At 50.7% G+C, this 23,504-nt stretch carries 19 protein-coding genes and 1 tRNA gene; 12 read left to right on the forward strand and 8 right to left on the reverse strand.

All coding sequences use genetic code 11. The annotated features are described in order from the left end of the window. Positions 1–200: 200 nt before the first annotated feature. The 3 genes from Q334_RS0100140 to Q334_RS0100150 all read right to left on the reverse strand — a co-directional run bounded on the left by Q334_RS0100140 (position 201) and on the right by Q334_RS0100150 (position 3,280). Positions 201–1,589 carry a TRAP transporter large permease gene (locus Q334_RS0100140; RefSeq protein WP_027311435.1) on the reverse strand — a complete coding sequence of 463 codons (1,389 nt, stop codon included), beginning with the start codon at positions 1,587–1,589 and terminating at the stop codon, positions 201–203. 3 nt (positions 1,590–1,592) lie between these two features. Continuing rightward, positions 1,593–2,123 (reverse strand): TRAP transporter small permease subunit, encoded by a 531-nt coding sequence (locus tag Q334_RS0100145; RefSeq protein ID WP_027311436.1) that lies wholly within the window; start codon positions 2,121–2,123, stop codon positions 1,593–1,595. An 83-nt stretch (positions 2,124–2,206) separates the two neighbouring features. Then, entirely contained in the window at positions 2,207–3,280 is a 1,074-nt protein-coding gene (locus Q334_RS0100150) for a TRAP transporter substrate-binding protein (protein ID WP_027311437.1), read from the reverse strand. A 347-nt stretch (positions 3,281–3,627) separates the two neighbouring features. Here Q334_RS0100150 and pdhR point away from each other — a divergent pair, with 347 nt between their 5' ends. From pdhR to Q334_RS0100170, 4 genes are all read left to right on the forward strand, one after another. Next, positions 3,628–4,419, forward strand: a complete 792-nt coding sequence (gene pdhR / locus Q334_RS17425; RefSeq protein ID WP_035460434.1) for a pyruvate dehydrogenase complex transcriptional repressor PdhR — start codon at positions 3,628–3,630, stop codon at positions 4,417–4,419. Positions 4,420–4,606: 187 nt separating this feature from the next. Next, positions 4,607–7,294 carry a pyruvate dehydrogenase (acetyl-transferring), homodimeric type gene (aceE, locus tag Q334_RS0100160; protein WP_051527396.1) on the forward strand — a complete coding sequence of 896 codons (2,688 nt, stop codon included), beginning with the start codon at positions 4,607–4,609 and terminating at the stop codon, positions 7,292–7,294. A 24-nt stretch (positions 7,295–7,318) separates the two neighbouring features. Further along, complete coding sequence (gene aceF / locus Q334_RS0100165; protein WP_027311439.1) at positions 7,319–9,250, forward strand: dihydrolipoyllysine-residue acetyltransferase; 1,932 nt, start codon at positions 7,319–7,321, stop codon at positions 9,248–9,250. Between the two features lie 78 nt (positions 9,251–9,328). Continuing rightward, a complete protein-coding gene (locus tag Q334_RS0100170) occupies positions 9,329–10,714 on the forward strand; it encodes an aminotransferase-like domain-containing protein (RefSeq protein WP_035460424.1) in 1,386 nt (461 codons plus the stop codon). Between the two features lie 38 nt (positions 10,715–10,752). Here the strand turns inward: Q334_RS0100170 and tdh are convergent, their stop codons facing one another. The 3 genes from tdh to Q334_RS0100185 all read right to left on the reverse strand — a co-directional run bounded on the left by tdh (position 10,753) and on the right by Q334_RS0100185 (position 14,389). Continuing rightward, positions 10,753–11,778: an L-threonine 3-dehydrogenase gene (tdh, locus tag Q334_RS0100175; protein WP_027311441.1), complete on the reverse strand. Its 1,026-nt coding sequence runs from the start codon at positions 11,776–11,778 to the stop codon at positions 10,753–10,755. Positions 11,779–11,787: 9 nt separating this feature from the next. Continuing rightward, on the reverse strand, positions 11,788–12,978 hold the full coding sequence (locus tag Q334_RS0100180) for a glycine C-acetyltransferase (protein ID WP_027311442.1): 1,191 nt from the start codon (positions 12,976–12,978) through the stop codon (positions 11,788–11,790). Between the two features lie 118 nt (positions 12,979–13,096). Next, positions 13,097–14,389: a hypothetical protein gene (locus tag Q334_RS0100185; protein ID WP_051527397.1), complete on the reverse strand. Its 1,293-nt coding sequence runs from the start codon at positions 14,387–14,389 to the stop codon at positions 13,097–13,099. Positions 14,390–14,452: 63 nt separating this feature from the next. On the opposite strand from Q334_RS0100185, the gene Q334_RS0100190 reads away from it, so the two are divergent. Next, positions 14,453–15,346: a hypothetical protein gene (locus Q334_RS0100190; protein ID WP_027311444.1), complete on the forward strand. Its 894-nt coding sequence runs from the start codon at positions 14,453–14,455 to the stop codon at positions 15,344–15,346. A 138-nt stretch (positions 15,347–15,484) separates the two neighbouring features. Here Q334_RS0100190 and Q334_RS17430 read toward each other — a convergent pair whose 3' ends face one another. Next, positions 15,485–16,405, reverse strand: coding sequence for a ketopantoate reductase family protein (locus Q334_RS17430; protein ID WP_081414280.1), 921 nt, complete (start codon positions 16,403–16,405; stop codon positions 15,485–15,487). Positions 16,406–16,462: 57 nt separating this feature from the next. Here Q334_RS17430 and Q334_RS0100205 point away from each other — a divergent pair, with 57 nt between their 5' ends. Continuing rightward, positions 16,463–16,948 (forward strand): YajQ family cyclic di-GMP-binding protein, encoded by a 486-nt coding sequence (locus Q334_RS0100205; protein WP_027311445.1) that lies wholly within the window; start codon positions 16,463–16,465, stop codon positions 16,946–16,948. 91 nt (positions 16,949–17,039) lie between these two features. Further along, positions 17,040–18,287, forward strand: a complete 1,248-nt coding sequence (locus Q334_RS0100210) for an AmpG family muropeptide MFS transporter (RefSeq protein ID WP_027311446.1) — start codon at positions 17,040–17,042, stop codon at positions 18,285–18,287. A gap of 50 nt (positions 18,288–18,337) precedes the next feature. Here the strand turns inward: Q334_RS0100210 and Q334_RS0100215 are convergent, their stop codons facing one another. Beyond that, entirely contained in the window at positions 18,338–19,099 is a 762-nt protein-coding gene (locus Q334_RS0100215; protein ID WP_027311447.1) for an SDR family oxidoreductase, read from the reverse strand. A gap of 187 nt (positions 19,100–19,286) precedes the next feature. Between Q334_RS0100215 and Q334_RS0100220 the strand changes: the two genes are divergently transcribed. The 5 genes from Q334_RS0100220 to Q334_RS0100240 all read left to right on the forward strand — a co-directional run bounded on the left by Q334_RS0100220 (position 19,287) and on the right by Q334_RS0100240 (position 23,022). Next, the gene (locus tag Q334_RS0100220; RefSeq protein ID WP_027311448.1) at positions 19,287–19,778 is read left to right on the forward strand and encodes an FxsA family protein; all 492 of its coding nucleotides are present in this window, start codon (positions 19,287–19,289) and stop codon (positions 19,776–19,778) included. 127 nt (positions 19,779–19,905) lie between these two features. Beyond that, entirely contained in the window at positions 19,906–20,193 is a 288-nt protein-coding gene (locus Q334_RS0100225; RefSeq protein WP_027311449.1) for a co-chaperone GroES, read from the forward strand. Between the two features lie 55 nt (positions 20,194–20,248). Further along, positions 20,249–21,889 (forward strand): chaperonin GroEL, encoded by a 1,641-nt coding sequence (gene groL / locus Q334_RS0100230; protein WP_027311450.1) that lies wholly within the window; start codon positions 20,249–20,251, stop codon positions 21,887–21,889. An 81-nt stretch (positions 21,890–21,970) separates the two neighbouring features. Then, positions 21,971–22,882 (forward strand): DMT family transporter, encoded by a 912-nt coding sequence (locus Q334_RS0100235; protein ID WP_081414281.1) that lies wholly within the window; start codon positions 21,971–21,973, stop codon positions 22,880–22,882. Positions 22,883–22,932: 50 nt separating this feature from the next. Beyond that, a tRNA-Ser gene (locus Q334_RS0100240) sits at positions 22,933–23,022 on the forward strand. The last annotated feature ends 482 nt before the right edge of the window (positions 23,023–23,504 follow it).

A 23,504-nucleotide genomic window follows, 5' to 3' on the forward strand; every position in this document is an offset into this window, starting at 1 on the left:
TTTATGTTGTCATCACATTGCTATAGGTCAGTCTGGGTGGACGCACTGTGCGGCCAGCCGTTTCCCTGCGCTGCTGTTATTGTTGCTGTTATTGCGCCAGTGAATCCTTGTCCTGGAGCCTGCGTACAGGGTTGGAGTGGCGGGCGCAGTGGCCGCGCCCGCCTGAAGAAAAAAGGGGGAGGGTTAATCCCCCTCAAGGGCTACTTGGCATAGGTTTGCGCAGGTAACCAAACGACCAAATCAGGCCACACCACCAACAGCAACAAAGCAATCAGCTGGATGATGATGAAGGGAATGACACCCTTATAGATTTCTACCAGTTTGATAGTGGGAGGGCAGACTCCCTTTAGGTAGAACAATGAGAAGCCTACCGGAGGAGTGAGGAAAGAGGTCTGCAGGGTCATGGCCACCAGCATGACAAACCACACCAACTCAGGGTTATCGACTACCCCATAGCCATCAATATCGATTCCCAAGGCTTTAACGACAGGCGCCAGCAAGGGGAGGACGATCAGTGTGATTTCAATCCAGTCAAGGAAGAAGCCGAGTATGAAAATCACCCCGAGAATAAAGGCAATAATGCCGTAGGTGCCAAAGGGTAAGCCGGTAAGGAAGGACTCGATCAGCTCGTCACCTCCCAGTTCACGCATAACCAGGGAGAAGCAAGTGGCACCGATAAAGATGGCAAAGATATAAGCTGTGGTATTAAAGGAGCCTTTAATCACATCTTTCAAAACGTCGAAGTTCAGGCGTTTGTTGTACCAAGCCAACAAAGTAGCCCCAAGTGCACCTACCCCTGAGGCCTCGGTGGGAGTGGCAATACCAACGAAGATTGAGCCTAGTACCATCACGATCAAAGCCAAAGTAGGCAGGGTGCTCTTAAAGACTTTGAGTACGGTCCAAATGGTGACAGGTTTGGCGTCTTTGGGAAGTGGCGCGGATTTGGGCGAAACGATACCGACTCCGGCAATATAAATAATGTAGAAGGCCCCCAGCATGAGCCCAGGAATCACCGCCCCCATAAACAGATCACCAACCGATAAGGCCAGCTGATCCGCCATGATAACCAGCATGATAGAGGGGGGGATTAAGATGCCCAGGGTGCCAGCGGAGGCGATGGTGCCAAGCGCCAAGGGACGACTGTAGCCCTGCGCTAACATGGCAGGGAGCGACATCACTGCCAGCAACACCACAGAGGCACCGACAATGCCGGTAGAAGCGGCGAGAATAATGCCGATGGTGGTGACTGTAATGGCAAGGCCACCACGGACTTTGCCAAAGAGTTCTTGCATGGACTCCATCAGTTTTTCTGCCACGCCGGACTTGTCCAGCATGATGCCCATAAAGATGAACATCGGCAGCGCCACCAAAATCCAGTTATCCATGATCTTGTAGAGACGGTTAACCACCAGACCCAGGGTGAGGTAGTCAATACCGGTAATGGTGTCGAAGTAGATATCCGACAGATAGCCTAAGCCGGCAAAAATGACCCCAACTCCGCCCAAAATCCAGGCGACGGGGATGCCGGTAAACAATAGAACAATAAAACTTAAGAACATCCCTATTACGAGGATTTCATTGGCTTCCATCGATTATTCTCCGCGCTTGAGCAGTACAACTTCACGAATCAAACGTGACACCATCGCCAGTGCTAAATAGGCCACGCTAACCGGCATCACCGCTTTAATTGCCCAGCGATAGGGCAGGCCGGAGGGAGCGCTGGAGCGCTCATCAATGCGCCAAGAGTCCGCCACGAAATCGAGACTGTGATCGAAGACCACATATAAAAAGGGCAAAGCGAAGACAACGATGGCAAAGATTTCCACAATACGTTTCGTACGTTGACGGAAGTTGCTGTAGAGCAAATCGACACGGACATGAGAGTCAGTGACTTGGGCATAGGCCATGCCAAACATCACCCCTATGGCGTAGAGGTGCCATTGCAGTTCTTCCAGCGCGATTAACCCGCTGGAAAATCCTTTGCGCAAAGTAACCTGGAGCACAATAACAGCCACCAGGAGGACGTAGACCCAGGCAATACAGAGGCCACTACGACGGATAAATCCATCAATAGCATCAGCAATAGCAACCCTGGGTTGGGCTTGTTCTTGGGTAGGGGTCACGATGGGGTCCCTCTGAATACTACGGGTATTGGCAAATCAGGCACCCCGGGAGGTGCCTGATTGGTCAGACCAAATATAAGGCCTTAGTTGGTGTTACGATTGCGGGGCAGGTAGGCGTTAGCCTCCCAGAGGTCGTAACCAGAGCGGAAGCCGCTCATGTCATCCCATACTTTCTTGAAGAACTCATCTTGGGTCTGTTCAACCACTACCTCGTCCCATGCGGTTTTGAAGGCAGTCAGCATGGTGTCGTTCCAGTAACGGATCTCGACGCCTTTCTCTTTTGAGTCAGCCAGTACCGGGAACTGTTTGGCTTCGCCTTCTGCATAGGAATCTAGCAGAGAGGCTTTACAGGTAACCTCGACTACAGTCTTTTGCTGATCGTCCATTTTGTTCCAGGTGTCTTTGTTGATCAGCAGTTCAAAGACTGTGGCTTGCTGATGCCAGCCAGGGAAATAGTTGTACTTGGCGATTTTGTGCAAGCCCAACGTTTGGTCAACCTGAGGTAGAGAGAATTCGGTGGCGTCGATCGCGCCTTTCTCCAGAGCGCCAAAGATTTCCCCGCCAGGCAGCTGAACGGTACCTACCCCCATTTTTTCCATGACCTTAGCGCCCAGGCCAAAGAAGCGCATGTTCAGACCTTTCAAGTCTTCAGGCGTTTCGATGGGCTTGGTAAACCAGCCGGAAGTTTCGGGAGGAGAAATAGCACAGGGAACAGTGTGTACGTTGTAGCCGGCGCGGTCATACATTTCCTGATACAGGCTCAGACCGTTGCCGTGGAACAACCATGCTAGGTATTCACCCGCTTCAGGACCGAAGGGGATGGCGGAGAAAAGGGCGGCCGCAGGCATTTTGCCTTGCCAGTAGCCGGCAGTGGCATAACCAGCATTGACCTTGCCGGTTGATACAGCATCCAGAATTTCGGGTGGAGCAACCAATTTACCAGGCTCATAGACCTTCATCTTAATGGTGCCGCCACTCAGCTTATCCAGGTTATCGGCTACTCCCAGAATGGGGGAGCCCAACGCAGGCAAGTTGGTACCAAAGGCCACAGGGGTCTTGAGTAGTACTTTCTCAGCAGCAAAAGCGGAGGTGGAAACAGATGCGATGGATGCAGTCAGGATCGCCGCAGTGACTGCGGTTTTAGTGAATTGCTTCATGCCTTTCCCTCAGGAGTAGGTTTATTTTTATAGTCGGTCTTCGGAGAGTCCGAAGGGGCTGCCTTTGGAGTCTAGCAGGCTTTCTTGGGGCAGCCAGTTGATCAATGGGTTTGAATATTGGTAATACCAATTACCCTATGACTGTTTTTTAAGCTACTCGTGAGGATGAATACTGTCAACCCTAGTAGGGGCTTTAGAATTTATAAATAGACTTTGGTCTAATGATGTGAAGAAAAAGGGCTGGCTATGAGGGCGTGAAGGTTGACCCTAGGGGGCTGGGCTCACTATAGTGGCAAAGAATTGATTGGTATTACCAATGTTCTTTTTTGCAGAGGTAAATGTCGGCTATGGGGTATCAGCGGGTAAAGCAGCCAAAGCTGTCGGACGTCATCATGGTGCAGTTAGAGTCCATGATTTTAGATGGTGCGCTGAAGCCCGGGCAGCGTTTGCCGCCTGAGCGAGAGCTGGCAAAGGAGTTTGACGTATCTCGCCCCTCATTGCGAGAGGCTGTGCAAAAGTTAGTGGCGAAAGGGTTGCTCTATAGTCGCCAAGGAGGCGGCACTTACGTAGTAGAGAATCTGGGAAGTTCATTCTCCGATCCATTGTTAGAGTTATTTGCTAATCATCCAGAAGCACAGTACGACCTTTTGGAGTTTCGGCATGCGTTAGAGGGGGTCTCTGCGTACTATGCCGCACTACGCAGTACCGATGCCGACCGAGAAAACCTCAAGCGTAAGTATCAGGCGCTACAGCTTTATCATGCGGGTAAGCAGTTTGAGAAAGAGGTGGAAGCGGATGTGGATTTCCACCTGGCCATTGCTGAAGCTGCCCACAATATGGTGCTGCTACACACCATGAGGGCATTGTTCGCTTTATTGCGGAAACACATTTTTGGCAACCTCAGCCAAATCTACCCTAAGCCAGACTATCGTAACCGCATTCACGACCAGCATGGTCTGTTGTTGGAAGCGATTTGTCAGGGCAATCCAGAGCAGGCCAGACGGGCGGCTCACGATCATCTAGCCTATGTTGAGGATGTGTTGCTGGAGTACGGTAAAGAAAAAACCCGCTTGCAACGATCCCTGCGCCGTGCTGAACTCTTTACGACACCGGACACTGAGAAGCCGGAGTCTTCGTAAATCAACGAGTTTTAGCTTGTTGTTGTCATGAATCCTTCCTATTTGCATGGGAGGATGCCATCTGCTTGAGTCGAAAGTGGATTTTTGTAGTCCGCTTTTGTAGTATTACTACAAAAATAACAACCATACGCCTGTTGCAATGCACAATAGGGAGCGTCTTTGTAGCAAATATACAGAGATGTCAGGAATGAGAATTCAACGTGGGGAATTCATAGTGCAAGACTTTATTGATGATATCGATCCAATTGAAACCCAAGAATGGCTTGATGCGTTAGGCTCAGTCGCCAATAACGAAGGTAAGGATCGCGCTAAGTTTTTATTAGGTCAGCTAGGGCAGCGTGCCCGTGAAATGGGGGTTGATGGAGTCGGTGGTTTAACCACTCCTTATGTCAACACTATTTCGCCGCGTGATGAAGCCCGGATGCCGGGTGACCTGTTTATGGAGCGTCGTATCCGCTCCTTCATTCGTTGGAACGCCATGGCGATGGTTATGCGTGCCAACAACAATAATGAAGGATTAGGTGGTCACATTTCCTCCTTCTCCTCTTCAGCCACACTGTATGACATCGGCTTTAACTACTTCTTCCGTGGCAATGAAGGCGAGCAAGAAGCTGACATGGTGTTCTTCCAGGGCCATATTTCACCGGGAATTTATGCCCGTGCTTATCTGGAAGGGCGTCTGACGGAAGAACAGTTGGATAACTTCCGTCGCGAAGTAGATGGTAACGGTCTCTCCTCTTATCCTCACCCCTGGTTAATGCCGGACTTCTGGCAGTTCCCAACCGTTTCCATGGGCTTGGGACCGATTCAAGCGATTTACCAAGCACATATCATGCGTTACATGTCTGCCCGTGGCCTGGCCAAGCGTGGCGACCGCAAAGTATGGGCATTCCTGGGAGATGGTGAGTGTGATGAGCCAGAAACCCTGGGGGCGATCTCTCTGGCTGGTCGTGAACAGCTGGAGAACCTAATTTTCGTCATCAACTGTAACCTGCAGCGCCTGGATGGACCGGTGCGGGGTAACGGTAAGATCGTACAAGAGCTGGAAGGCATCTTCCGTGGTGCTGGCTGGAACGTGATCAAGGTGCTCTGGGGCCGTCATTGGGATCCGCTGTTTGAGCGTGATCAGCAAGGCTTGTTGCAGAAGCGTATGAATGAAGTGGTTGATGGCGAGCTACAAAACTACAAGGCTAATGGCGGTGGTTATACTCGCGAGCATTTCTTCGGTAAATATCCTGAGCTGAAGGACATGGTCAATGACTTGTCTGATCAGGACATTATGAACCTTAACCGTGGTGGCCATGACCCCTACAAGGTTTATGCAGCCTATCATGCGGCGGTGAATCATAAAGGTCAGCCTACCGTTATTCTGGCTCAAACAGTTAAAGGTTACGGCACGGGTAAATCTGGTGAGGCGAAAAACGATACGCACTCTCTGAAGAAAGTGCAGCTGGAAGATTTGAAGATCTTCCGTGATCGTTTCAATATCCCGCTGACCGATGAGCAATTAGAGTCAGTGCCCTACTATCGTCCGGCGCCTGATAGCGCTGAAATGAAGTATATGCTGGAGCGTCGCGCCAGCTTGGGTGGTTTCTATCCTGTCCGTCGCAAAGATTTTGAGGCGTTGGAAACACCGCCACTGGATGCTTTGTCTGCACAGCTGAAGAGCTCGGGTGATCGGGAAATTTCCAGCACCATGGCGTTTGTTCGTATTCTTTCCACCCTGGTGAAAGATAAGAACATTGGTCCTCGTATTGTACCTATCGTACCTGACGAGGCGCGTACCTTCGGGATGGAGGGGATGTTCCGTCAGTTGGGGATTTATTCCTCTGCTGGTCAGCGTTATACCCCGCATGATCGTGATCAGATCATGTTCTATAAAGAGTCCAAAGACGGTCAGATCCTGGAAGAAGGGATTAACGAAGCGGGCGCGATGGCGGCCTGGATGGCGTGTGCGACAGCGTACAGCAACTTCAATTGCCCGATGATTCCCTTCTATATCTATTATTCCATGTTTGGTTTTCAGCGTATTGGTGACCTGGCATGGGCAGCAGGGGATATGCAGGCGCGTGGTTTCCTGATTGGGGCAACGTCTGGCCGTACCACTCTGAATGGTGAAGGTTTGCAGCACCAGGATGGCCATAGCCACATTTTGGCTTCAACTATTCCGAACTGTGTGACCTATGATCCTACCTATAGCTATGAGCTGGCGGTGATCATTCAGGACGGCATCAAGCGGATGTTCCATGATAAAGAGAACAAGTTCTACTACATCACCACGATGAACGAGAACTACCCGCATCCTGAAATGCCTGCTGGTGCTGAGGAAGGCATCATTAAAGGGATGTACCTGCTATCCGAAGGAAAGGCAGATGCCAAACTGAGCGTGCAGCTGATGGGCTCTGGCGCCATTCTGCGTGAAGTTGAGGCAGCAGCTGAGTTGCTGCGCGAACACTTTGGGGTGGAGTCTCATATTTGGAGTGCGACCAGTATCAACGAGCTGCGCCGTGAGGCATTGGATTGCCAGCGTTGGAATCTGTTGCATCCGGAAGAACCGGTTAAAGTGCCTTATGTTACTGAGTGCCTGCAGAAGTTCGACGGCCCAGTTGTGGCTTCTACCGACTACATGAAGCTGTATGCTGATCAGTTGCGTGAGTTTGTGCCGCACCGTTACCGTGTGCTGGGTACTGACGGCTTTGGTCGTAGCGATACCCGTCAGAAGCTGCGTCACTTCTTCGAAGTGGATCGTTACTTCGTAACTGTGGCAGCGCTGAAAGCCTTGGCAGAAGAAGGGCGCATCGATGTAAGCGAAGTGTCCCGGGCGATTAAGATGTTTGGCATTAACCCGAACAAGCCCAATCCGGTAACTGTTTAAGCCGACGGACTCTGAGGACATTCCATGACTACAGAAATGATTAAAGTGCCGGATATCGGCACCAGCGATGAAGTCGATGTAATTGAAATCTGCGTCAAGGTCGGTGACCAAGTCGGCGAAGGGGATTCCCTGATTGTGTTGGAGTCTGATAAGGCTTCAATGGATGTTCCCTCACCTATGGCTGGCACAGTTAAAGCGGTGCTTGTTAAAGAGGGTGACAAGGCGGCTGAAGGAACCCTGATTGTCGAGTTAGAGGTGGCGGGCGCTGTTGCAGCGACACCTGAGGCAGAGGTTGCTGCTCCTGCTCCTGCTCCTGCTCCTGCTCCTGCTGCGCCAGCACCGGCTGCTGCCGGCGGCGTCGCAACCGAAGTAGTGAAGGTGCCAGATATTGGCGGTAGTGAAGGCGTTGACGTAATTGAAGTGTGCGTTAAGGTCGGGCAAACCGTAGCAGAAGGGGACTCTCTGCTGGTGCTGGAATCTGACAAGGCTTCGATGGAAGTACCTGCACCCAAAGGTGGTGTAGTGAAATCCATTGCGATCGCTGAAGGGGCGAAAGTCTCGGAAGGTGATGTGATTCTTGAGCTGGAAGTCGCTTCTGGTCCTGCTCAGGCAACACCCATTGAGTCCACTGCCAAAGCGGAATCAGCCCCTGCTGCCGCATCTGCCCCCGTTACAGCTCCCGTCCCCGCACCTGTCGCGGGTGGGGTGGAGACTGTGAAGGTGCCTGACATCGGTGGTAGTGAAGGCGTTGATGTAATTGAAGTCTGTGTCAAAGTCGGCCAGCAGATTGAGGAAGGTGATTCCCTGATCGTATTGGAGACTGATAAGGCTTCAATGGAAGTGCCTGCACCTAAGGCCGGGGTTGTGAAGTCTGTCGCTCTGAAAGAAGGGGCTAAGGTTTCTGAAGGTGACCTGATCCTGGAATTGGAAGTAGCTGGCAGTGCGGCACCTGTGCCTGCCGCCGCTCCTGTTGCGAGTGCTGCGGCTCCTGCGGCCAGTGCTCCTGTTGCGGCTCCTGCCGCTGCTACCGGCGTAGCAGGAGTGAAGGTTCACGCGGGCCCTGCGGTGCGTATGATTGCACGTGAGTTTGGTGTTGACCTGACCAAGGTTACCCCGACCGGCCCCCGTGGTCGTATCCTTAAAGAGGATGTGCAGAGCTTCGTTAAGCAGGAATTGGCTAAGCCACGTGCCAGTGAAGGTGCGGCGGTTGCTGCTGGAGCCGGGATTCCGCAGGTTCCGGAGATCGATTTCAGCCAATTTGGTGAAATTGAGCTGCAGCCGATGAGCAAAATTCACAAGGTCACGGCCTTTAACATGAGCCGTGCCTGGTTGAATGTGCCTCATGTGACTCAGTTTGATGATGCCGATATCACTGATCTGGAAGTTTTCCGTAAAGAAGTGAAGGCTGAAGCTGAAAAAGCTGGCGTTAAGCTGACTCCGCTGCCTTTCCTGATCAAGGCCTGTGCTTTGGCTTTGAAGGCCAACCAGAAGTTCAATGCTTCTCTGCATGCCGATGGTGAACACATCGTCTACAAGAAGTATGTACACATTGGTTTGGCGGTTGATACGCCTGCTGGTCTGGTGGTGCCTGTTATCCGTGATGCGGATAAAAAGAGCCTGTATGAACTGTCTCGCGAGGCCAATGAGTTGGCCAAGAAGGCGCAGGAGAAGAAGCTTAAGCCAGCCGAAATGCAGGGCGCATGCTTTACTATTTCCAGCCTGGGTGCCATCGGTGGTACTGGTTTTACTCCTATCGTGAATACCCCTGAGGTAGCGATTCTGGGGGTATCTCGTGCTGATGTGAAGCCACGTTGGAATGGTAAGGAGTTTGAGCCGCGTACGATGCTGCCACTGTGCCTGTCTTATGACCACCGTGCGATTAACGGTGCTGATGCTGGTCGTTTCCTGACCTACATCACCAGTGTGTTAAGTGACGTACGCCGTATGTTGCTCTAATAGGTAAAGACCCACGCTTTGCCTGAAGTTGGCCGCTCCTTGGAGCGGCCTTTTTCATATGGGGGAAGGGAGGAAAGGGTGCTCTATCAACAAGTGGCCGAGCGTTTGGCTAAAGCAATTCAGTCTGGAGCTTATGTAGAGGGGGAGCGATTGCCCTCTGTCAGGCGCTTGCATCAAGAATGGCAGGTCAGCTTCAGTACTGCCCTGGCAGCTTTAGGGCTATTAGAAGCGCAAGGGCTGATTGAGGCCAGGCCTCGCTCTGGTTATTACGTACGTGCCCGCTCATTGTCATTGCCTAAAATCCAACAGCAAACGGAGCCTGCTCCAGCTGCTGTGGAGCGTTATGCACTGATTAGTCGAGTATTGCAGCAGTCACATCAGCCTGGGTTAATGCATTTGGGGGCAGCGGTACCCGAACCCTGTTATTTGCCCTTGGATGCATTAAAGCGTATTAGTGCTCGCTGCTTACGTGAGCAACCTTCTTTATTAACGGACTATGCCTTTGCGCCGGGAGATGAGGAGCTGCGTCGCCAGATCAGCCAGCGTATGCAGTTGGTGGGCTGTCAGATTGATAAAGAGGATGTGCTGATTACCCAGGGGTGCCAGGAGGCATTGAGCCTTTGCTTGCGGGCGCTTGCTAAGCCTGGTGACATTATAGCGATTGAGTCCCCTGCCTATCATGGCTTACTCCAGGCGATTGAGGCATTGGGACTACGAGCCTTGGAAATTCCCTGTCATCCCCAGGATGGGTTAGATGTGGAGGCGCTCGCGCGAGCCTTGGGCCAGTGGCCAGTGAAAGCCTGTGTGGTGTCCGCTAACTTTTCCAATCCAAGCGGCAGTCTGATGCCGGATGAAGCTAAAGCACGTTTAGTGGCGTTGATAAGTGCAGCACAGATTCCGTTGATTGAAGATGATACCTATGGCGATCTTACCCATGGTAGTCGCCGTCCTCGTCCACTAAAAAGTTGGGATAGAGAGGGGTGGGTACTGTATTGCAGTGCGTTTTCTAAGACTCTTGCCCCTGGTTTCCGGGTGGGATGGTTGGTGGCAGGACGCTTTCAAGCGACTTTACAGCGTTTGTTTACGGTAACCGCTCTAGCGGGGCATGCGCTATCGCAGCGGGTTATCGCCGAATACCTTGCTCGTGGTGAGTATGATCGTCATTTAAGACGCATTCGTCGTAGTTATCGCCAGCAAATGCAAGCTGCTGGGGAGGCCTTGGCAGCAGAACATTTACCTGTGCATTGGCAATTGCCTCGTGGTGGTTTTTTGCTGTGGTTGCAGCTTGCTTCAGCGCAGGATGCAATGCAGGTGTATCAGCGTCTCTTGGAGCAAGGGGTCAGTGTGATGCCAGGGCATTTGTTTTCGGGTACCGAGCATTTTCAGCACTGTTTACGTTTGAGTGTGGCGGTCAAGACGCCCCAATGGCCTGAGTTTGCCAGAGCATTGCAACAGGTATTGTGATTGCCCACCCAGTGCGACTGAGTGGGCCGTATTGGCGCTTACTCCCAGTCCAGAATGACTTTGCCGGATTGGCCGGAGCCCATCACTGCAAAGCCTTGCTCAAATTCGTTCACTGGGAAGTGGTGGGTGATGATTGGGCTTAAGTCGAGCCCGCTCTGTAACATGGCCACCATTTTGTACCAGGTTTCAAACATTTCCCGACCATAGATACCCTTGATAACCAGCCCCTTGAAGATGACCTCACTCCAGTCAATAGCCATTTCCTGGGAGGGAATGCCGAGCATGGCGATTTTGCCACCATGATTCATGTGGTGCAGCATGTCGCGAAAAGCAGCAGGGACGCCTGACATCTCCAGGCCAACATCAAAGCCTTCGGTCATTCCTAATGCTTGCATAACATCAGGCAGGCGCGTGGTGCTGACATTCACTGCCCGAGTGGCCCCCATTTTTTCCGCCAGGCTGAGGCGGTAGGGGTTGACGTCGGTGATTACCACGTGGCGGGCGCCGACATGGCGGCAGATAGCGGCCGCCATAATGCCAATGGGGCCTGCGCCGGTAATGAGTACATCCTCGCCGACCAAGTCAAAAGAGAGCGCTGTATGAGCAGCGTTACCCAGCGGGTCGAGAATAGCGGCTAAATCATCGGAGACATTATCCGGCAGCTTAAAAGCATTCTCGGCAGGAATAACTAAATATTCGGCAAAAGCCCCTGGCCGGTTTACGCCGACTCCCAAGGTCTCACGACACAGATGGCGCTTGCCAGCGCGACAATTACGACAAAGGCCGCAGGTGATGTGCCCCTCGCCCGATACACGATCTCCCAGTTGGAAGCCCGTAACATCATTGCCAAGTGCTGCTACCGTACCGACATATTCATGGCCCACATGCATAGGAACAGGAATAGTTTTTTGCGCCCATTCATCCCAGTGCCAGATATGCATATCGGTGCCACAGATCGCGGTTTTGCGAATTTTGATCAGGATGTCGTTATTCCCCAGTTCTGGCAGCGGTGCATCATGTAACCAGAGACCAGGAGCAGCATGGAGTTTCGCCAGGGTTTTCATCGCAATTCCTTAGTTGATGACCTTGAGTTGGCGGCCAACCTTAGCAAAGGCGGCCAGGGCCTGATCAAGCTGTTCTCGGTTGAGTGCTGCGGACATCTGGGTGCGGATGCGCGCTTGGCCTTTAGGAACAACAGGGTAGGAGAAGCCTACAACATAAATACCTTCGGCTAACAGCTGTTCCGCCATCTGTTGGGCTAACACGACATCGCCGAGCATCACCGGAATAATAGGATGCTCTCCCGGTACGAGGGTGAAGCCAAGTGCAGCTAATCCCTGGCGAAAGTATTGGGTATTGATCTTAAGCTGACGGCGCAGATCTTCTCCTTGTTCCAGCAGCTGTAATGCTGCCAGAGAGGCTGCGGTGATCATTGGTGCGAGGCTATTGGAAAACAGATAAGGCCGTGAGCGTTGGCGTAGGAGTTCGACAACAGGCTTGCGAGCGCTGATATAGCCACCGGATGCGCCCCCTAAGGCTTTACCCAGGGTACCGGTAAGAATATCGACACGACCCATCACTTGGCAGTATTCATGACTGCCACGGCCTTGTTCACCGAGAAAACCGACCGCGTGGGAGTCATCCACCATCACCAGGGCATCATAACGTTCGGCCAAGTCACAAATACCCTTGAGGTTGGCAATGATGCCATCCATGGAAAAGACACCATCGGTGGCGATCAAGCGGAAGCGACAGTTTTGTGCCGCCTGCAGCTGGTGCTCCAGATCAGCCAGATCGTTGTTGGCATAACGAAAACGCTGGGCTTTACACAGACGAATGCCGTCGATGATGCTGGCATGGTTCAAACTATCGGAAATAACAGCATCTTCAGGTCCCAGCAGGGTTTCAAATAACCCGCCATTGGCATCAAAACAGGAGGAGTAGAGGATAGTGTCTTCCATCCCCAAAAATTGGCTTAGCGCCTGCTCAAGCTGTTGATGCAGGCTTTGGGTGCCACAAATAAAGCGCACCGAGGCCATGCCATAGCCATATTCGCTCAGGGCCTGTTGGGCTGCTTGGATGAGGACAGGATGGTTGGCAAGGCCAAGATAATTGTTGGCACAGAGGTTAATCACTCGGCCGCTTTGATTGGTTTGAATGGCGGCATCCTGGGCAGTGGTGATAGCTCGCTCTTGTTTATAGAGTCCAGCGGCTTGGATGTCGGTGATTTGTTGTTGGATATGAGTGTAGAAAGCATCGTTCATACAGCGTACTCCTAACGGCTTGCTTTCACTCTACTGGCGACAACTGTTATTGAGTAGATACAGTTTTTTCTTAATTTGCCATAACAGTTTGTTCGCCAGTTGCTGAGAGTGTCAGCTATTACAGCTGTTCATAGAGCCAAAGAAGCAGCCAGAACAGGGGCCAGAGCAATAAAGCGAAAGGTGCGTTGGCCCGCCAGAGCGCCCGTCCGGAGAGGGCATAACGGCTGGCTAGCATCATATTCATGCCCGATAGCGGTGAAGAGCTGGAGCCTAGCGCCCAGATGCCGAGGAATAGCATGCCTAGTAAGTTAGGGTCTGGTTGAAGGGGGAGTAGCAGCGGGCTCAAAATAGCAATGGTAATCATGGCATGAACCCCTAGCCAAGCTAGTACCAGACATAACGGGAAGATCAGTCCTGCCTCCCAGGCGCCAAAGGTGGTTAAGGGTAAGCGTAATAAGCCACTTTGGCTGAGCATGTTCATACCTGTTGTAAGCAAGCCTGCGGCGAGAAAAAGGCCTAGCTCACTCCCCATCTTTCCCAGATTGCTGTGTAGATGCTCCTGCATAGGTTGTAGAGAACGATAACGTAAACCGACATAGCACAGGGCCAGTGCAGGTGCCAGGCAGGTAATAATCAGAATGACAGACCACTCTGGAAAGAAGTGATGCAGTATCAGCACCAAGGTCGCCAAGCTAAAAGGTAACAGTAAATGGCGGGGGCTCAGTGGATAGCCACTAAAGGTTTGAGCGTGGTCTTTCAGCTGCAGATAGCTCAGTAGTGTGGCCACGAGGGCCATCAGGACACCTACCGGTAGTACCTGCCATAGGTTCATACCCGGAGCCGCAACTAAGGCTACCCCCATGGCTACAAAGAAAGGCGACCAAAAAGCGGCAAGTGCAAAGCCGCGGCTGAGTACTACCCCTTGTAGAGGAGTTAAACGGCCTTGTTTCTGCATCCGGTCACCCATAATCACCAGAATGGATAAGTTGAGGATGGCCCCTAGTAGGTGCACCGCTGTGTAGGTGCTTAGCAGGGCGCGGGCTCCCTCTGGGCTATGGTGTGGGCGTTGACTGCCGAGTAGGCGTAAGAAACTGACGGCCACAAGCATAGAAAGGAGTGGGACGTAATTACCCAGCAATTTGGCGGGCTCTAGCACGGCGCCACGCTGGTAAGCCCAGAGGGTACAGCCTAAGCCAATGAGGGCTAATATGAGGCTCTGGCGTTGATTATTTTTGGCAAGCCAAGGCCAGCTTAGGCAGAGCGCTAGCCAAGCCAGAATAATGCTTGGCCAGAGGCTAAGGGAGGTGAAGAGGCTGGCAAGGTAGCCTAACCACATGAGAGCCAGCAGCCACCCTAGGGCATGCTGACGTGCGTGGGGAGAGGTGACAAGAGGGTAGAACAGACTCCGCATGATCAACGATAATCCCTGGCCGATACTCTATACTTGCCCCAGACAAAGGAGCGGACATCTTTTATGAGTCAAGCAGCCACCGGAGCCTCGCGGGCTCGCAATCTGGGCAAAGCAGCATCCCTGGAAAACCAACGAGTGCTGACTTTCCGTTTAGGGCGCCATCGCTATGCGATTGATGTGAGCTATGTGTTGTCGATCGCCGATGATTTACCCAAGGTACAGCTGGGTCAGGGCGGTGCGGCATTGTTGGGCTATGTTTACTTTCGCTCCGTGGCTGTCAAAGTCTATGACAGTGCGTGCATACTTGCGCGTGGCGACAGTGTAACCCTGTCGACCTTGACTGAACAGCTTGGCGCCGCCCAGGCTACGCTGCGGGAATATGGACAAGAGCTAGAGCAACAGCTGAAAGGCAACCAACCGTTGCCATTACCTAGACTAGGGCAGTTGATTCAGGGGTGGCAGCAGGCAACGGGCCACATAGAGTTAAATTGGCAGCCATTACAGCAGGCAGTAATCGAATTGGGTGAGCATGTGGTCAAGTTGGATAGCTTGCGCCAGGGGCAGCAGCTGTCTGCCTTGGAGTTTGAATGGCGCCTGCTTAAACGTACTCACTTACAGTTTTGCCAACATTTATTAAATAATCTGCAAGATGATGTTCGTCAGTTGGATCGCCCAGTATTGCTTTATCTTAGCCAGGACGGCCTTAAACCCTGGTTCGCGTTACGCCTGGAGCAAATTGAAGGAATTACCGAGTATCACACTGAGCAGCTACAGCCTTTACCCGCGGATGAGGCAAGCTTAGAAGCAGGTTATTTACACTTTGAGGAGGGAGGGGATGCGCTCCTGCTCAGTGTGGAGCGCATGTTCGGCTTAGCTAGACACAGTGCTGGGTTAGAACAGCATAGCGATCGCAATCCAAGCGGGAGCCAAGCAGAGAATGAAGGCAACCAGGAGTAGCGGGATCCACACCCATGGGGACATGGTTTCCTGATAGCCTTGTGGATTGTCTCCGTGTTTCGCCATGATGCTTCTCCTTCTTAGTGATTAGACTGCACTCAGCTTACAAAGAAGTGTCAGGCAAAATACTGATCCATATCAGCCGGGAGGCAGCGGCCAGGGCGTTAAAAATTTTCCTGCAGGTAATATCTGTAACTGCTGTGCGAGCCAACTGCATGTCGGTAGCTGCAGGCCATGCAGTTGTCCTTGGCGTAACAGGTGACCCAAAATAGCATCCACTTCTGTCCTTCGTTTAGCTTGTCGATCTTGTAACATGGATGAACGATTTGCGCTGGTGGCTTGGGCAACCTGCCCAACCAGCTGTTGCAAACCTTGCTGGGGAAGGGGAATGCTCAGTGTGATTAACACGCTTTCAATCTCCCGGCATAAAGGAAGGAGCCAGGCCTGTAGTCTGGGCTGCTGCAGTAACTGCCCATTCGTTTCGCCGCTTAGGGCTGTGAGGGGGTTAATGACGGCATTGACAGCCAGCTTATGCCAGAGCAGGGTGTGAATATCAGCACGCCAATGGATTGCCCATTGCTCACTACATAGCTGTTGCCAGGGTGTAGAGGGCGTAGGGTGTCCATTACCAAATAGTAATTGCCCTTGACCTGCATGGAAAACGCTAAAAGGAGCCAGGCGATAAGCCCCATGGGTCATGCTGGCATAGAGTATTTGTGCCTTAGGGAGTAAGGGAAGAATGCGCTCTTCATGCCCCATTCCATTTTGTAGGCAAAGAATTTGACAGTCAGGCGCAATAATCGGTAGCCAGGGCTCTAGCGCTGCTTGGGTGTCATAGGTTTTGCAAGCCAGGATCAGATGGGAGAGTGGTGGATGCCGATCAGGTAGGGAGCCTAAGGTGACCTGGTGCTCTCGTTGGTCATTGGTATAGATGATGTGATTGGGAGCTGATTGCCCCGGGCGGAGCAAGAAGCTAGCAGGTTGAGGAGTCATGCAAGCTAATAAACAGCCCATGGAGCCTGCGCCCAATATTGGCCATAGTGTGGTATTTGGAGCCATATCCTGGATTCAGTAGAATGCGTAAAATTTTTAGCCATAGTATCGAAGGAAACTAGTATGCCGTCTTTTGACATCGTATCCGAGTTAGATATGCATGAAGTCACCAATGCGGTGGATCAAGCTAAGCGTGAGATCAGCACTCGCTATGACTTCAAAGGGGTGGACTCTGATATTGAGCTGAAAGATGAAGAAGTGCTGTTAATGGCGGAGGTGGAGTTTCAGCTCCAACAGATGCTGGAAGTACTTAAGAGTAAGCTGGTTAAGCGCAATATTGATGTACGTTGTTTGGAAGTGGGTGATGTGGTCGTCGCTAACTTACGTGCGCGTCAGACAGTGAAGTTGAAGCAGGGGTTGGATCAGCCGTTAGCGAAAAAAATCAGCAAAATGGTTAAAGACGCCAAATTAAAGGTGCAGACACAAGTGCAGGGCGAGCAAGTTCGAGTAACGGGGAAAAAACGCGACGACCTCCAGGAAGTGATCGCGTTGTTGCGTGCGGCTGAAGACATTGAGCTGCCTTTGCAGTTTACTAACTTTAGGGATTGATAGTAGTCAGTGAAATGCGGGTTATGCCCGCATTTTTTATATATGCAACCATGAGTGTATCAATCTTGGTGTTAGGTCAAGGGTAGCCTTTATGTTCGGCAGTGAGCGTTGGCAAACAATATTTAATAAACGAACCTTAATTTGTGTTTTTACTGGCTTTGCCTCGGGTATGCCGCTGTATGTTTTGTTTCAGTTACTACCTGCATTTTTAAGTAAGCAAGGAATTGGTGTTAAAGAAATAGGACTATTTGCTCTGGTGACGTTTCCTTACACATGGAAGTTTATTTGGTCTCCAGTTATGGATAGATATATTCCTCCTTTTTTAGGGAGGCGCCGAGGGTGGATGCTAATTACCCAGTTGTGCTTGTTACTATCCATCGGTTATATAGGATTTTTGAATCCTCAGTATTCAATTGCGTCTGTTGCGTACGTTGCTTTTGCAGTGGCTTTTTTTAGTGCTAGTCAAGATATTGTATTAGATGCATATCGACGTGAGTTGCTACCTGAGCAAGAGCTGGGGTGGGGGAATTCGGTTCATGTACAAGCGTATCGTGTATCAGGGCTGGTACCTGGTGCGCTGGGGTTGATCTTGGCTGATCATTTGCCCTGGAATCAAGTGTTTATGATTATTGCAGCTTTTATGGGATTGGGGATTGCTTTGACCTTATGTGTTAAGGAGCCTAATGAACAAGTTAAGGTGCCGGGAACGTTGCGACAGGCTGTAGTAGAACCCTTTAGAGAGTTTCTTACTCGAAACAACTGGCAGGCTGCATTGCTTATTTTGAGCTTTATGTTTCTCTATAAACTGGGTGATAACATGGCTACGGCACTCTCTACCCCGTTCTATATTGATTTAGGTTTCTCATTAAGTGAAATAGGTGTTGTTGCAAAAACCTCAGCCTTGTGGGCCTCAATTGTTGGAGGGATTCTAGGTGGGTTGTGGATGCTTAAATTGGGGATTAATCGAGCGCTTTGGATATTTGGTGCAGTGCAGCTGGTCACTATTTTAGGGTTTGCTCTGCAAGCTGAAGTAGGAGCAAATGTTTGGCTGCTGGCAGTTGTGATTAGTATGGAGTACTTGGGGGTGGGTTTAGGAACCGCAGCCTTTACAGCATTTATTGCGCGAGAAACCAGCGTTGTGTTTGCCGCAACGCAGTTTGCATTATTTACCGCACTATCTGCGTTGCCTCGTACTTTTGCTAACGCCACCACTGGATACATTGTTGAGGCAGTAGGCTGGACGTGGTTTTTTATTCTATGTGCCGTGTTGGCGTTGCCTGGTATGTTGCTACTGCTCAAAGTGGCCCCTTGGGGGCAGCAGCTTGAGCGAAAACTATAGTGCAGCAGCTGGACTGATTACTAAAAGGTCATCAGTCCAGCTTGATACCCTTACAAACGTAAACCACCATCCATTTCAATAACACGGCCATTCATATAATCATTTTCTAGCAGGTAGGCCACTGTATGGGCAATTTCTTGTGGTGTGCCTAAACGTCCTGCTGGAATCATTCCTTCAATCTTGCTCAAAGCCTCTGGCTTCATGCTGAGCACCATGTCAGTACCAATAAAACCAGGAGCGATAGCAACACTGCGGATGCCAAAGCGCGCTAACTCCTTGGCCCAGGTAACAGTCATGGCGGCTACCCCAGCCTTGCTCGCTGAATAGTTTGTTTGACCTATGTTGCCAGCGCGAGAGATGCTGGAGATGTTGATAATGCATCCTGGTTGAGCATTCTCAATCATCTTGCAAGCAGCCTCACGGCCGCAGAGAAAGGTGCCTGTTAAATTTACATCAATTACGCTTTGCCACTGTGAAAGTGACATTTTCTGGCTGACAACCCCATCTTTTGCCTTGATGAACATGCCATCACGTGTGATGCCAGCATTATTGATAAGAGCGTGCAGCTGACCGAAGTCCTGTTGGATCTGATTAAAGGTTTGTTCAACCTGAGCCTCATCGGCAACATTGGCTGCATAAATGCGGATTTCAGTTTGGTAATCGGCCAGTTTGGCACTTGCAGCTTCCAACTGGCCGGCATTTAAGTCAATGAGTGCTAACTTAGCACCCTGTTGGGCAAGATGTTCCGCAATGGCTAAACCTAGCCCCTGTGCACCACCAGTTATGGCAATCACGTTATTGTGCACTTGCATAGTAAGTCTCCCGTAATCTTGTTGTTAGCGACATCAATAGCGCCAGTTCTAGTTATTGTGCAGTGCATCATATGGGGCGGTTGGGTTAAATCCAAGCCTTAAAACGTAACGGCGGAGGTGCGGATTTGTAACAGACGTTGAAAGACCAATCTTTTATTCTGGGAGAGTCAGTTATAGGACGGAATGTATGCGTATTCTTATACCGCTATTTATCGCCATGCCCATTATTGAAATCGCCCTATTGATTCAGGTTGGGCAGTGGATGGGGTTGTGGCCAACGCTTGGGCTTATTGTTTTCACTGCGATTTGGGGAGCTTACATGCTTCGTACCCAGGGGCTTAATACGCTCTTGCGTGCACAGCAACGTTTGCACCATGGAGAGATCCCTGCTCAAGAGATGTTAGAGGGCATTGTCTTGGCAGTGGGGGGAGTATTGTTGTTGACCCCAGGCCTAGTGACGGACTCATTTGGGTTGCTCTGTATGTTGCCAGGGATCCGAAAAGGATTGATTCGACAGCTGAGTAGAAGGGTTAAAGTGATGGGAGGCGCTTCTGCTCAGCGTCATGCGTTTGGGCAGGACTCGGCTTCCGCGCCACAAGCGGAGTCTTGGCGTGAAGAGATTCGAGCACGTCCTCATGCTCAAAACACCCTAGAGGGTGATTTTGAACGAAAAGAGTAATTTTTTTGTGGCTGGGTGTTGAAATGTATTTGGCTGTCCCCATCTTGGCTGGCAACCAAGGTTCCGGTGAAACTCCGGGAAGTCAAAAACGTTAGACTATGTTGATGTCTATCAGGAGAGCTAAAGCATGAACATTCGTCCTTTGCATGATCGTGTGGTAGTCCGCCGCAAAGAAGAAGAAACCAAGTCTGCAGGTGGCATCGTGCTGCCGGGTAGCGCTGCGGAAAAGCCTAATCAGGGCGAAGTAATTGCAGTGGGTAATGGCCGTCGTCTGGAGAATGGAGAGCTCCAATCTCTGGATGTTAAAGTTGGTGACATCGTACTTTTCGGGCCTTTCAGCAACACCGTTAAAATTGATGGTGAAGAGCTGCTGATTCTGAAAGAAAGCGAAATTTACGCTGTTATTGAGAAGTAAACGTCGCCACTCTCATTGATTTCAATACGTTAAGACAGATTTAGGATTAATCACTATGGCAGCTAAAGAAGTTAAATTCGGTCAATCTGCCCGCGCCAAGATGCAGGCGGGCGTTAATATCCTGGCAGATGCCGTTAAGGTGACTCTGGGTCCTAAGGGCCGTAACGTTGTTTTGGACAAGTCCTTTGGTGCTCCTACTGTCACTAAGGATGGCGTATCTGTTGCCAAAGAGATCGAGCTGAAAGATAAGTTCGAGAACATGGGTGCGCAAATGGTTAAAGAAGTAGCGTCCCAAGCGAATGACAACGCGGGTGACGGTACTACCACTGCTACTGTGTTGGCACAGGCAATTGTTAATGAAGGTTTGAAGTCTGTGGCTGCAGGCATGAACCCGATGGATCTGAAGCGTGGTATCGACAAAGCCGCTGCAGCGGTAGTTGAGCAGCTGAAGACCCTGGCCAAGCCCTGCACTGATACTAAAGCCATTGCGCAGGTTGGTACTATTTCTGCTAACGGTGACGAGTCTATCGGTGAAATCATCGCGCGTGCGATGGAAAAGGTAGGCAAAGAAGGTGTGATCACTGTTGAGGAAGGTAACAGTTTCGAGAACGAGCTGGATGTTGTTGAGGGTATGCAGTTTGACCGCGGCTACCTGTCTCCTTACTTCATCAACAACCAGGAAAATATGTCTGCTGAGCTGGATAGTCCTTACATCCTGCTGGTGGACAAGAAGATCTCCAACATCCGTGACCTGCTGCCCGTGCTGGAAGGTGTAGCGAAGGCAGGTAAGCCCCTGCTGATTATCGCTGAAGATGTTGAAGGCGAAGCTCTGGCGACCCTGGTTGTGAACAATATGCGTGGCATTATCAAAGTGGCTGCTGCTAAAGCGCCTGGCTTTGGTGATCGTCGTAAGGCAATGCTGCAGGATATCGCTATCCTGACTGGTGGTACCGTGATCTCTGAAGAAGTAGGTCTGTCTCTGGATACTACTACTCTGGAGCACCTGGGTACTGCTAAGCGCGTAACGCTGACCAAAGAAGAAACCACTATTGTTGATGGTGCTGGCAGCGCTGATGATATCAAAGCGCGTGTTGAGCAAATTCGTCGTGAAATTGAGCAATCTACTAGCGACTACGACAAAGAAAAACTGCAAGAGCGTGTGGCCAAGCTGGCTGGTGGTGTGGCAGTTATTAAAGTAGGCGCCGCTTCTGAAGTTGAAATGAAAGAGAAGAAAGCTCGTGTAGAAGATGCTCTGCATGCTACTCGTGCGGCCGTTGAAGAGGGTGTAGTACCTGGTGGTGGTGTGGCGCTGATCCGTGCGCTGAGCACTGTTGCAGGTCTAGAAGGTGCTAACCACGATCAAACTATCGGTATTCAGCTGGCTCTGCGTGCGATGGAAGCGCCTCTGCGTCAGATCGTTGCTAACGCAGGTGATGAAGCCTCTGTTGTAGTTGATAAGATCAAGCAGGGTGAAGGCAATTTCGGTTATAACGCGGCTACTGGTGAGTATGGCGATATGATCGAAATGGGCATCCTGGATCCTGCCAAGGTAACCCGTTCTGCTCTGCAGGCGGCTGCTTCTGTTGCTGGTCTGATGATTACTACTGAAGCAATGGTTGCTGAAATCCCTGAAGAGAAGCCTGCTGCACCTGATATGGGTGGCATGGGCGGTATGGGTGGCATGGGCATGATGTAAGCCTGAGCTATCTAGCTTTGTTGTAAAAGAACCCTGCTTCGGCAGGGTTCTTTTTTGCATGCATTTCAGTAAGGAAGGGTTGTGGAAGCTAAGCGTAAAGGATGGGCTGTGCTTAAGCTGATGACAGCAATGGCGATGGTCGGTGCCAATGTCGCTCTTGGTAAAGTCATCATCGCAGAAGTCAGTATCTTTTTGTTTTCAATTTTGCGTTTTGCGATTGCTGTACTAACGCTCTTACCGTTGGTTTTTTTATTTGATTCACGGCACTGGAGCTTGACGAGAGGCGAGCACGCCAGCTTATTCTTACAGGCCTTTTTTGGGGTGTTTGTTTTTCACCTGTGTATGTTGTACGGCGTACAGTACACCTCGGCAATTAATGCGGGGATCTTGACGAGTACGTTGCCTGCGATGGTGGCAATTTTTTCGTGGCTACTACTGCGTGAAGTGTTGCGTGGAAAAATTGTCCTAGCAATTGTCCTGGCAATTGTGGGGACTCTTATCCTTAACTCTCAAGTGAATGGTAGCGAGCAGAGTAGTGCGCCCTTACTAGGCAATAGCTTGATTCTGATCGCGGTTGCAGGTGAAGCCCTCTATACCATCTTTGCAAAGAAGCTAAGTAATCGTTTATCTCCGTTGAAAATGGCCTTAGCAGTCAACTTGCTGGGTTTTTTGCTCTTCTTGCCTCTGGCCTGGGGTGAAATAACGCTAAGCAATCTATTGGCCGTTTCGGCAGAAATGTGGGGCTGGATGATCTATTACAGCTTAACGGCTAGCGTTATTTCCCTTGTGCTGTGGTATTCGGGGGTGCGTGATGTTCCTGCGCAGTATGCGGGACTGTTCACAGCTATGATACCAGTAGCGGCGGTATTGGTGTCTATTCTGCTGCTGGGTGAATTAATGCGTTGGTATCATTGGGTGGGCGGCGGAGTAATTCTTGCTAGCTTGTGGTTGGGAATGCCGAAGAGAGTAAAAGCAACGAAAACGCCCAATTAGTTGATTAGTCTTGCTTTTATCTGAAAGACTGATAAAGTAGCGCGCCTTGTGGAGAGTTGGCCGAGAGGCTGAAGGCGCACCCCTGCTAAGGGTGTATAGGGGAAACTCTATCGAGGGTTCGAATCCCTCACTCTCCGCCATTTTCAACCATCCTAAAGATCGTTGAAAATGAGAGGCAAAAAAGAGTTGACGAAGTTTTTCTGATCTCTATAATGCGCCTCCACCAACGGCGATGTTGGCTCCGGTTGAAAACTTAGCACTGATAACTCACTGATAAATAAACACTTTTTTGATTCTTAAGAGTCTGAAGTGATCAGCGAGAGCAGTCAGGCTAAGAGAGTGATCCTGGTTTCTCGAATCACTCAGCACTGCCAAAAACGGTGCTTGACAACAGGATCGAGGCTGGTAAGATGTGCGCCTCGTTTCGATGCTCTTTAAAAATTTGATCAGGTAATTCGTGTGGGCGTTTGTCCTGGTATCACCAAAGATATTCAGAGACAAATACCTCAATTCATTGAATTATTTCAGTAATTGATTATTGCGTCTTTGAGCCAAGCTTAGACACTTATTCCAGTGTCGAATGATTTAAACTGAAGAGTTTGATCATGGCTCAGATTGAACG

This window comes from Balneatrix alpica DSM 16621, assembly GCF_000619885.1.
Classification (GTDB): Bacteria; Pseudomonadota; Gammaproteobacteria; order Pseudomonadales; family Balneatricaceae; genus Balneatrix; species Balneatrix alpica.